Genomic DNA, 11,626 nt, shown 5'->3' with positions numbered 1-11,626 from the left:
TCTTGACAGCGCCTTTGCGAGTCCGTCTGTGGACTGTGTAAGAATCCCCCGACTTTAGTCGGGGGGAGTGTCAACAGTTGACGACAGCCGCAAAAGGAGAGGACAGTTGCCGGGCGCCAACCCCAACAACCACCCTCCTAAGCTAATCAATCCAGCAATGGGAGGGGATCCCTAGGCAGTCTTCGGGCTGGGCAACCCGATCTTCTCCGGGATGGGCACATATTCTGCCACAATGGCCCGAAACTCGTCCCCATCTAGGGTTTCCCGTTCCACCAAGGTGTCGGCCAGGCGATCCAGCAGAGCACGGTGCTCCAGCAAGATTTGCTTGGCTTTCTGGTAGCAGCTCTCCAGGATTTGCCGCACTTGTCGGTCGATCTTGGCGGCCACATCTTCGGAGTACTCGACGCGGTTCATCCAGCCACCGCCCAAAAAGACTTCGTTGTTGGGCGGATCCCACATCAGCGGCCCCAACTCGGACATCCCAAAGCGGGTCACCATCTGCCGCACCAGGTTGGTGTTTTGCTGCAGGTCGTTGCTAGCCCCCGTCGTCACTTCCGAGTAGCCGAAGACAATCTCCTCAGCTGCCCGACCACCAAAACCGACCACCACCCGATCCAAGAGCCAGGCGCGGCTGTACATGCCGGAGTCGATCTGCTCCTCGTTGGGCAGTTGCTGGGCAAAGCCGCCGGCACCCCCGGAACGGGGGATAATGGTCACCTTGTTCAAGGGATCCGCGTGGGGCAAGAGGGTCATGAGCAGGGCGTGGCCGCACTCGTGGTAGGCGATCAGGCGCTTGCTCTTCCCGTCCAACAACGGCGGCTTGGTCAGGCCAATGGTGATGCGATCGATGGCGTCGTCGATGTCCTGGTTGGTGATGGCCTTGTGCTGACGCCGAGCCGCCAGGATGGCCGCCTCGTTGAGCAGGTTGGCCAGATCGGCGCCGGCAAAGCCAGGGGTGCGGCGGGCAATGGCCTCCAGGCTGACCTCCTCCGCCAGCTTCTTGTTGCGGGCATGGACGCGCAAGATCTCGTAACGCCCCTTGAAGCTGGGCCGATCCACCGTAATCTGGCGATCGAAGCGCCCTGGCCGTAGGAGCGCCGCATCCAGCACATCCGGGCGGTTGGTTGCAGCAATAACAATTACGCCCGAGTTGCCTTCAAACCCATCCATTTCCGTCAGCAACTGGTTTAGGGTTTGCTCGCGCTCATCGTTGCCGCCGCCGATGCCAGCCCCCCGCTGCCGACCCACGGCGTCGATCTCGTCGATGAAGACGATGCAGGGAGCATTCTCCTTGGCCTTCTTGAAGAGATCCCGCACTCGCGAGGCTCCTACGCCAACGAACATCTCCACGAACTCGGAGCCGGAGAGGCTGAAAAAGGGCACTCCCGCCTCACCGGCAATGGCTTTGGCCAGGAGGGTCTTACCCGTCCCAGGCGGCCCCACCAACAGCACGCCTTTGGGGATCTTGGCCCCTACGGCAGTGAAGCGCTCCGGCTTCTTCAGGAAGGTAACCACCTCTTGCAGCTCTTCTTTGGCCTCCTCGATCCCGGCTACATCGTCGAACTTGACGCCGGTTTTGGCTTCCATCTGGAAACGGGCCCGCGACTTGCCGAAGTTCATCGCTTGTCCAGGGCCGCCTGCTGCTCCGCCCGCGCGGCGCAGGAACAAGAACAACCCCCCCAGCAGCAGCACCGGGATGACCAGGTTGCCCAAGATCGCCCAGAAGGCGCTGCCATCGCGGGTAGGCACTACGGCCACCTCGATCCCCTGCTCGGTGAGGCGGTCCACCAGTTGCGGCACAGTGTTGGGCAGCAGGTTAACCCGGTAGCGGGTAGAACGCTGCGTTTGGGGGTCGACAGCCGTAACTTCGGCTACCAGGTTGTTATCGAGGAGGCGCACATCGGTAACTCGCCCCTCCTCGACGTAGCGCAAGAAGCGGTCGTAGGTGAGGGCAGAGGCCAGAGCGGCGTAGGCAGGTGGTGGCTGCAGCACCAGGCCGGATCCCTGCCAGAGACAAAAGCCCAGCACGAAGGCAATTAGCCAGCGCTGGGGGGATAGAGGCTTGTTCATAGAGAAGAGGAACACCCGGTTATTAAAAGTCCTTCAACAAACTTAACCTGTCGCTCCCCCAAGATACAACCCTGCCGCAGCCTTGATAAAATGCTCGCAGCCGCAGTGAACGACTCCCGACACTCATCTTCGTTGAGCAAACACAACATGGCTGACGCCACGCTGCGCGCACCGATAGCGTACGGCCTTCCCGCTTCCCAGACTTGTTGGTACAGAGGTCTCAGCGTGCTGCTACCGTGTGACCCACGGCGGGAAACTCTCCAGAGATTTAACTTGTTCGCCTCACTTGTAACATGAACGGCTTTTATCCCGACACTGATTGGCTCTTGAGTCAACACAATTCACCCATACAGTGCGGGGCTTCCCGCCAATGAAGCTAAAGAACTCTCCTCCAATCCGATGGTCTGACCGCAGCCCTGTCCATCTAGCTTTGACACTTTTAAGTTTCCGGGCAAGCTGCTTGGACGCGGATCCCAGATTTTTGTAACCCAGGCGGCTCAGCCATGTCTTTTTCCTCAAGTGCCAGATCGGATCCCTGCTGCTTGGAAACGGCTGCCAGTGCCGAGGCACCGCTTTGCGACCGCTCGTTGTGGGGGCTGGATCCCCAGGCCATTTTTTTGAATCACGGCTCTTTCGGTGCGACCCCGAAAAAGGTGTTGCAGGCCCAAAGTGCTTGGCAAGAACGCCTAGAGGCCCAGCCGGTGCAGTTTATGGGGGAAGAGCTGCCGCGGGCTTTGCGGGCGGCGGCGGCAGAGCTGGCCCAGTTTGTCGGGGCCGAACCGGAAAATCTCGTGTTTGTGGAAAATGCCACTGGCGGCATCAACACGGTGTTGCGCTCGCTGTCGTTTCGGCCAGGGGATCAGATTGCCTGTACCAACCATGGCTACGGGGCTGTCCGCCAGGCGTTGCGCTATGTCTGTGAACGCTGGGGGGCCGTGCTGGCGGAAGCGCAGATCCCCTTCCCCATTGCGGGGCCGGAGCAGGTTCTGGCAGCATTTGCAGCCATTCTCACCCCCCAGACTCGGCTGGCGGTGTTGGATCACCTCACCTCGCCCACGGCCCTGATCTACCCCTTGGCGGAGCTTATTGGCCTCTGTCGGCAGCGCGGGATCCCGGTCTTGGTGGACGGGGCCCATGCGCCGGGGGTTCTCCCGTTGGAGTTGGAAAGCCTAGGAGCCGATTGGTACACCGGCAACGCCCACAAGTGGCTGTTTGCCCCCAAAGGCTGTGCCTTTCTGTGGGTAGCCCCCCACCGCCAGGCCCAAACCCATCCCCTGGCCATCTCCCACGGCTATGGGCAAGGGTTCACAGCCGAGTTCGACTGGGTGGGCACCCGCGATCCCAGCGCTTGGCTGGCCATCTCGGCAGCCCTGGCCTTCATCCGGGAGCTGGGGGTGGAGAGGCTGCGCCGGTACAACCACACGCTGCTGCTGCAGGCGCGGCAGTTGCTCTTGGAAAAACTGGAAGGGATCCCACCCGCCCCTGAGAAGATGTTGGGCTTCATGGCGACCCTGCCCTTGCCACCCTTCTGGCAACAGTGGATCCCGGAGCTGCCCTTGGCGGAGCGGGCCCGCCGCCTGCACGACTACCTCTGGCAGATGCACCGCATCGAAGTTCCCATCATTCCCTTTGCCGGCCAGCTTTGGGTGCGCATCTCGGCCCAGGTTTACAACCATTTGGCTGAGTACGAACAGTTGGCGCTGGCCTTGCAGCGGTTGCCGAAGTGATGTGCGCCCTCACCCCCAACCCCTCTCCCAAAAGGAGAGGGGAGATGGGGTTGAGAAAGAGTTTTGCTGTTCTATCCGCCCTGGGTTTGGGCTGCCGGGAAAGTTCGGCTAGAGTCAGATCAGTAGCTGCGTTCACTTCTTGCTCGGATCCCCATGCTCTCTCCGGCTGCCACGCAAGCCCATCTAGGCCCCATCGATCTGGATCGCCTGCTCACGCCTGAGATCCAGCGGCCAGCCCGCTACTTGGGGAAAGAATTCGGCGCCGCCCACCGCCCCTGGGACTCGGCGCGGGTGCGTTGGGTGCTGAGTTACCCAGAGCTGTACGAGGTGGGGGCTTCCAACCTGGGCCACATCATTCTCTACAACATCCTCAACGCCCAGCCGGATCAGTTGTGCGACCGCACCTATCTGCCAGGCCCGGATTTGGCGGCCCGGATGCGGCAGTTGCGGATCCCGCTGTTTGCCGTAGAATCGCGCCGCCCCTTGCGCGCTTTCCACATTATCGGCTTCAGCCTGGCCTACGAGCTGGGGGGCACCAACATCTTAGAGATGCTGGATCTGGCCGGGATCCCGCTCAAATGGTGGGAACGGCAAGCCTTCACCCCGCAAGAGTGTCCCCTGATCTTTGCCGGTGGGCCGACCGCCACCTCCAACCCAGAGCCCTTTGCCGACTTTTTTGACTTCTTCGTCTTTGGGGATGGGGAAGAGGTACTGCCGGAGATCGGCCAGGTCTTGGCCGGATCCCTGCACAAGCCCCGCCGAGAAGTGCTCTTGGAATTGGCTCAGGTGCCGGGGGTGTACGTGCCCCAGTTTTACGAGGGGATCCCGCCCCGACCCATCGTGCCCGGCGTGCCGGAGCGTATTCGCCGCCGCGTAGCGCTGCCCCAACCGCAGTACTCCATTGGCCTAGTGCCGCTGGTGGCAACGGTGCACGACCGCCTGGTGATGGAAGTGCGGCGGGGCTGTACCCGCGGCTGTCGCTTTTGCCAGCCGGGCATGCTCACCCGTCCAGCCCGCGATGTGGAGCCGGAAGCAGTAGTGGAAGCGGTGGTGCAGGGCATGCGCAAAACCGGCTACAACGAATTTTCCCTCTCCTCCCTCAGTTGCTCCGACTACCTTTCCCTGCCGGCGGTGGGGGCCGAGCTGCACAACCGTCTCCTTGGCCAGCAGGTTGCGCTCTCGCTGCCCAGCCAACGGGTGGATCGCTTCGATGGGCAAATTGCCGCCATCATGAAGGGATCCCGCCGCTCCGGTCTGACCTTTGCCCCAGAGGCGGGCACGCAACGGCTGCGGGACATCATCAACAAGGGCCTGAGCGATGCCGACCTCATCCGTGGCATCCGCACCGCCGTCCAGGAGGGCTGGGACAAAATTAAGCTTTATTTCATGATTGGCCTGCCCGGCGAGACCGACGCCGATGTCATTGGGATTGCCCGCACTGTCGAAATGCTGCAGCGAGAGTGTGCAGCCTTGGGTCACAAGAAGGTGGAGTTTACCCTCACGGTCTCCAACTTTGTCCCCAAACCCCACACGCCCTTCCAGTGGCATCGGGTAGACTACGCCGACGTGCAGCGCAAGCAGGGCCTGCTGCAAAAGGAACTGCGACGGCTGCGGAGGGTCAAGGCCCACTTCACCGATATCCGCTTCAGCATCCTGGAGGACTTTATCGGCAAGGGGGATCGCTCCCTGGGCCGCATGATCGAGCAGGCCTGGCGGGCCGGCGCCGGCCTGGACGCCTGGTGGGAAAACATCGACGCCGCCTATGCCGCCTGGGTGAAGGCCTATGGTGGCGAAGCCGTGGATCCCAGCGCCGACCCGGTTGCCCTTTGCGCCCATCTCCCCATGCGCGAGCTGGGTTTGGAGGATCCCTTGCCCTGGGATCACATCGATACCGGCATCGACAAAAAATGGCTGCAGAAAGACTACCACCGCGCCCTGGAAGCCATCACGGTGGAAGATTGTTCCTTTGAGAAGTGCTCCGCCTGCGGCATCTGCGGCCCCGGCTTTGGCCACAACATCGTTATCCCGCCCCCGCCCGTCCCGCCCCTGCAAAGCCGGCCCACCCCCACCCCGGATCCTCTCGAGCCAGAGCCGCCCGCCCAGCGCTTCCGCATCACCTACGGCAAAACCGGGGATCTGCGCTGGCTGGGCCACCTGGATCTGATGCGGCTGTGGGAACGGGCCTGTCGGCGCGCCGGCTTGCCCTTGGCCTTTAGCGGCGGCTATCACCCCATGCCCCGCCTGACCAACGCCAACGCCCTGCCCATCGGCCAGGAAGGCTATGGGGAGATCCTCGATCTGGAACTCCTGGCCCGCCCTGGGGCTCCCTTTGCCCCGGAGGAGCTGCGCGCCCTGCTTGCCGAGCAACTGCCCCCCGAAATCTCCATCCAGGCCATTCAAGAGATTGGCCTGCGGGATCCCTCAGCCACCGAAGCCGTCTATGCCGCCGAGTATCAGCTCACTGTTAGCTGCGAGTCGCCTACTGCCAATTGGCCTGCCTGGGTTACCCAGATCCTGGATGCGCGGGAAATTTGGATTGAGAAATCTTCCAAGGCGGGCAAAGCTTCCCTCTTCAATGCCCGTCCCCTGCTTTACTACCTAGAGTTCCAGGGCTTAGCCCCTGACGGCAGTGCCTGCCTCTTCTACCGCGGCAGTTGCCGCAACGACGGCGCTTACCTGCGGCCCGCCCAACTGCTGCAAATGGCCGAGGCCTTGGGCCTGCCCCGCTGGACGCTACAGATGGCCAAGCGGCTGCGACTGCTCTGGGACAACGGCACCTCCGATCCCAACTGAGGAGCGGCCCCAGGATCAACCGGACAAAAAGGAGACCAAGGCTGCTTCCCGTCCCTGTCTGGGCTGAGGGATCCGACAGGCGCTATTTCTATTGCTGGCTTCTGCCGCTGCAGGGCTTACCAGGACAACCTGGCCAAAGGCAGGGCAGGCATCTTCTGAAATGGAGACACAGAAAGATAACTTGGCAGCCCCATACTTTTACTTTAAGGTGGAGCCGAAGAGACCATGGGCAACTCTGGTTGCTCGCCAATGGTGCTTATAGAGTTAGTATACTTAGTGATGAGGCGTACTGTTTCCAGGCGAGCACCTAATCACGGTGAGAAAACCGGGCGGTGGCAAGCGCCTAGGGGATGCCAACGTCTCAGCCAACCTGAAAGGACTCTGTCCCGCTACGCGAACAGAAAAGTGAGCAGAACCTTGGAACTTTGCCCCAAGGAACTGTCTAGAGGCGGCTTGACAACGCCTTTACGAGTTCGTCTGTGGACTACGTAAGAATCCCCCACCTTCAGGCGGAGGGAGTGTCAATTCTAACTCAGTACCCAGGTCAGGTAACGGGCGCAACAGGGCCCAGTTGATAGGTGGTACAGAGAGGTGTGCCCCTTTGGCCTGTCTCTAGCATTCTATTTTCCCCTGAGAAGGTGTTTCTTTCTGCGTGCAAACTCTGTCTTTCTGTGGATCTAGGCTGGCACAATTGGGCTTCTGCCACAAACCATCATCTAATTTCTTCTGGGGTGCCTGAGGCGGAGTGGTGTCATCTTGCCTCCCGAGCCTATCCATGAATCCCCATGCAAATCCCACCCAATCCTAAGGATGCGATGAGCTTGGATTCACCTCATCGATGGTGGAGTGGAAGCCCAGCAAATCGGTCATCCTCCGTCAAAGTAGAGCTTAGGGTAATGGACAGCCCCATGATGAATCGATTTTGGCTAATTGAGCGGATCCCGACAAAAGAACAGCACCTCGCCGCAAGGAGGGTTCAATCCACAACCGCAGGCCCTGGGGGCGGGGAGGAAGGTTAATGCCCAGGCAGATTGTCATTGACGAGCAACATCGCGTCGCTGCTGTCTTCGCTGAAGACCAAGTGCAAGAGCTGATTGTTGCTAGTGGCACCCACCAGGTGGGAGATGTCTACGTCGGGATCATCGAGAACGTCCTGCCCAGCATCGACGCTGCCTTTGTCAACATCGGCTCCGGCGAACGCAACGGCTTTATTCACGTCAGCGACCTAGGCCCGCTGCGCCTTAAGCGCAACCATGCCTCCATCTCCGAGCTGGTTCTGCCCCAGCAGAAGGTGCTGGTGCAGGTGATGAAGGAGCCCACCGGCAACAAAGGGCCACGCCTCACCGGCGATCTGGCCTTTCCAGGGCGGTACTTGGTGCTGCGACCCTACGGCAAAGGGGTTCATCTGTCCCGCCGCATTGAGGATCGGGAAGAACGCAATCGCCTGAAGTCGCTGGCCATTTTGATCAAACCCCCGCAGATGGGCCTGTTGGTGCGCACCGAGGCCGAGGGGGTATCTGAAGAGGCGATGATCGAAGACCTGGAGCAATTGAAAAAGCTCTGGGAGGATATTCAACAGCAGTATCAGGCGGCACGAGGGCCAGGGCTGCTCAGCCGAGACGACGATTTTATCCAGCGGGTGCTGCGGGACGTTTACTCGGAGGATGTAAACCGCATCGTTACCGACTCTGTTGCTGGCGCAAAGCGGGTGCGCAGCTATCTGCAAGGTTGGAACAAGGGCCAGATGCCGCCCGGCGTCGTGGTCGATGCCCACCGTGATCCCACCCCCATCCTGGAGTATTTCCGGGTCAATGCAGTCATCCGGCAGGCGCTGCGACCGCGGGTGGATCTCCCCTCCGGTGGCTACATCGTCATCGAGCCCACCGAAGCCCTGACGGTGATCGATGTCAACTCCGGCTCTTTCACCCAATCGGCCACCTCTCGCGAGACAGTGCTGTGGACAAACTGTGAGGCGGCCACCGAGATTGCTCGTCAACTGAGGCTGCGCAACATTGCCGGCGTGATCGTGGTGGATTTCATCGACATGGATTCCCGCCGCGACCAGTTGCTGGTTTTGGAGCACTTCAACAAGGCCCTCGCCCACGACAAAGCCCGCCCTCAGGTGGTTCAGTTGTCGGAATTGGGGCTGGTGGAGCTCACCCGCAAACGGCAGGGGCAAAGTCTTTACGAGATCTTCGGCCACTCTTGTCCTACTTGTGAGGGGCTAGGGATCCTGGCCCGCCTGCCAGGAGCTGAGCCAGGACGGCTGTTGACGGTCGAAAGTGGCCTGCCGGTAACGTTGCCTACTGAGGGGGAGGAGGGCGAAGAGGACGGTTCCAGCCCAAGCCTGCTCCAGGAGGGCGACTCGCAGCGGACGCGTCTGCGGCTGGGGAGCGATGGGGTGTCGCGAACCGAAGGCCGTGTCTCCTTGCGCCGCTCCCGTCCCACCCCAGAACAGCGACCGGATCTGGAGGAACCACGGATTGAGGTGGGGCGCAAACGCCCCCGCGACGAGTGGGTGGATCCCCGCGTAGGCCAGCGCCCAGTTTCCCGGAGCGGGGACATTGGGGCAGAAGGGGGCAGCCTGGAGCCGCCGGGGGAAGATCTCTTGCCGCCGGCAGGGGGCGGAGCGGAGCAGAAGCGCAAAGAATCCCGGCGTCCTGACTGGGGAGAAGATGCGGAAGAGCAGGGTTCCCGCAAAGACCAGTCCGCCTCTGGGCGATCCGCTCGCGCCGGTGGGGTGGAGTTCCCAGAAAGCCGTCCAGCCCGGCAAGCCATTACTGTGGAGATGACCCCCTTGCAACAGCGGGTCTACTCAGAGTTAGGGCTGTCGCCGCTGTTGCTCCTGGATCAGCCACCGCCCTCAGGCCGCGACACAGTGGTGATGGTGGCCCTGCCGGGCACTGTAAAGATGGCCAGCCCGGAAGAGGCGGAGGCCGGTGCAACTTCTGGCAACGGCACGGCGGAGAGGTTTCCCCCTGAAGCCGCCGCTTTGCCGGAGCAGGAGCCGGTGAATACTCTTCCCCCACCAGAGCTCCCCGAGTCGGAAACTCCGCCTCTGTCATCGATGGCGGAGCCGGCGGCAACGGTGACGCCCCAGGAGGTAGTCATCGACCCGTCTCAGCAATCTCCGGCAGCCTCCAGACGACGGCGCTCCCGCAGCAGCTAGCCAGCCCGTTGAGCCCGGGAGCAAACCCCGCCGTTGGTCAGTTGGCTCAGTCTAGAGTATCGTTGACTCCAGAGCTTGGGGTATGGACAAGGCAGCGCAACCCAGCCTGAGGTGGGAGGGATCCCTGTGGCAACGAGGGATGCAGCGCGTGGCGGGGGTGGATGAGGTGGGGCGAGGGGCTCTGGCCGGGCCGGTGGTGGCAGCAGCGGTGATTTTGCCGGCCCATCTGGAGCCGGAGGCGCTGTCAGGGGTGAAGGACTGCAAACAACTGCGCCCGCCGCAGCGTGCCTACTGGGCGGAGCGGATTGCCCAAGTAGCCCTGGCCGTAGGCATTGGCAGTGCCTCTGCTGCCGAGATCGACCGGCTCAACATTCGCCAGGCCACGCTGCTGGCCATGCAACGGGCGCTGGCGCAGGTGGGGGAAGTGGAGCACATCCTGCTGGATGGGTTGCCGTTGGCAGAGCTGGGATCCCGGCAGACGGCGCTGATCAAGGGGGATCAGCTCAGCCTCTCCATCGCCGCCGCTTCTATCGTGGCCAAAGTCTGGCGGGATACCCTGATGCAGAGCTGGGATCAACAGTACCCCGGCTACGGCTGGCGCACCAACGTCGGCTATGGCACCCAGGAGCACCGATTGGCGCTGCAGCGCTTGGGGCCGAGCCCCCAGCACCGCCGTAGCTTTGCTCCCCTGCGAGACTTGCAGGCAGGCGAAATTGGAGGGTAGGATAGGGGCTATGCACTGCCCACGTAGCTCAGCGGACTAGAGCACTGGGTTCCGGTCCCAGGGGTCGGAGGTTCGAATCCTTTCGTGGGCGTTTCTTCCAGAAGCCGACAGCGGAGGAGCACTTCTCTCAGCAGGATCTGGATCTAAGCCTTAGCTAGGGGCTTGCAGTTGGTTCCGGTAGCACATAAACGGACTCCACCTGGCCTCCTGCTGCTGGCACGGCCTGGATGGTGCCTTTTTCGATGTGATAGATGACCTTTTCTGCTTGCAACTGATTTTCCCCTTGGCGGATGGTAACCTGGCCCTCCAGCTCGATTCGCTGCTCCTGGCTGTAGTACACTGCTCTCTGGGCGCGGGCCGTGAGGCGCTCGGCAGGGAAGCTGAGGGTGACGTTGCCGGTGGCTACAAACACCCCCGTGTTGGCATTGGCCTCCTGGACATCGGCGCTAATGCTGATGGCACGCGGGCTTTGCCCCCAGGCCAGGCTGGGGATCGCCAGCAGCAGCGCCACCCCCACCGCCCAGGCCAGCCCCCTTAGCTGGCACCTGTTTCTCTGCTCAAGGTCGATCCCAACCGCCATGCGCGTCACCTCAATCAAACCACCCCACCTGCCAGTCTAGCCTGGGATCCCTGGCCCCGCTGGTGGGGCAGTGTGTTAGCTTAATCGGCGCGAAGCCCCGCACTGTATGGGTGAAGAGCCAATCAGTGTCGGGATGAAAGCCGTTCGTGCTACAAGTGGGGAGCACAAGTTAAATCTCTGGAGAGTTTCCCGCCGTGGGTTGCAGGGTGGCCGCACGCTGAGACCTCTGTACCAACAAGTCTGGGAAGCGGGAAGCCCGTACGCTATCGGTGCGCGCAGCGTGGCGTCAGCCATGTTGTGTTGACTTAACGAAGATGGGTGTCGGGAGTTGTTCACTCCTTACCATTGCCTCCCTTGGGCAAAGCTTGGGCCAGTTGCTTTTCCAACTCGCTGACCCGCTGCAGCAACTGGCGGTTGGTTTCCAGCAGCTCCCGCGCCTGGCTGCTGAGATAGGGATCCGATTCCCACCAGTTGATCCCAATCTCCTTGGCCTTGTCCACCGAAGAGATCAGCAGCCGAATGCGGACATTGAGCAGCTCCACATTGCCCACCGAAACGGTGAT

Annotated in this window: 7 protein-coding genes and 1 tRNA gene; 5 read left to right on the top strand and 3 right to left on the bottom strand. The window is 61.7% G+C overall.

Annotated elements, in window-relative coordinates; translation table 11 throughout:
• Positions 1-171: 171 nt before the first annotated feature.
• The gene (gene ftsH / locus NW841_RS09230) at positions 172-2,070 is read right to left on the bottom strand and encodes an ATP-dependent zinc metalloprotease FtsH (RefSeq protein ID WP_414364337.1); all 1,899 of its coding nucleotides are present in this window, start codon (positions 2,068-2,070) and stop codon (positions 172-174) included.
• 503 nt (positions 2,071-2,573) lie between these two features.
• On the opposite strand from ftsH, the gene NW841_RS09225 reads away from it, so the two are divergent.
• From NW841_RS09225 to NW841_RS09205, 5 genes are all read left to right on the top strand, one after another.
• Entirely contained in the window at positions 2,574-3,797 is a 1,224-nt protein-coding gene (locus NW841_RS09225) for an aminotransferase class V-fold PLP-dependent enzyme (RefSeq protein ID WP_414386165.1), read from the top strand.
• Between the two features lie 153 nt (positions 3,798-3,950).
• Entirely contained in the window at positions 3,951-6,590 is a 2,640-nt protein-coding gene (locus NW841_RS09220) for a TIGR03960 family B12-binding radical SAM protein (RefSeq protein WP_414386164.1), read from the top strand.
• Positions 6,591-7,608: 1,018 nt separating this feature from the next.
• The gene (locus NW841_RS09215) at positions 7,609-9,759 is read left to right on the top strand and encodes an Rne/Rng family ribonuclease (RefSeq protein ID WP_414364331.1); all 2,151 of its coding nucleotides are present in this window, start codon (positions 7,609-7,611) and stop codon (positions 9,757-9,759) included.
• A gap of 82 nt (positions 9,760-9,841) precedes the next feature.
• Positions 9,842-10,483 carry a ribonuclease HII gene (locus NW841_RS09210; RefSeq protein WP_414371337.1) on the top strand — a complete coding sequence of 214 codons (642 nt, stop codon included), beginning with the start codon at positions 9,842-9,844 and terminating at the stop codon, positions 10,481-10,483.
• A 17-nt stretch (positions 10,484-10,500) separates the two neighbouring features.
• A tRNA-Arg gene (locus NW841_RS09205) sits at positions 10,501-10,574 on the top strand.
• Between the two features lie 63 nt (positions 10,575-10,637).
• Here the strand turns inward: NW841_RS09205 and NW841_RS09200 are convergent.
• Together NW841_RS09200 and NW841_RS09195 are read right to left on the bottom strand one after the other, a co-directional pair.
• On the bottom strand, positions 10,638-11,072 hold the full coding sequence (locus tag NW841_RS09200; protein WP_414364343.1) for an LptA/OstA family protein: 435 nt from the start codon (positions 11,070-11,072) through the stop codon (positions 10,638-10,640).
• Between the two features lie 323 nt (positions 11,073-11,395).
• The coding region (locus NW841_RS09195) for a gas vesicle protein (RefSeq protein WP_414386163.1) at positions 11,396-11,626 on the bottom strand (231 nt) is incomplete at its 5' end.

Origin of the sequence: Synechococcus sp. H60.3, assembly GCF_047462295.1 — a bacterium.
Lineage (GTDB): Bacteria > Cyanobacteriota > Cyanobacteriia > Thermostichales > Thermostichaceae > Thermostichus.
Note: the sequence above shows the minus strand (reverse complement) of the source record. Positions and strands in the feature narration are given on the sequence as shown.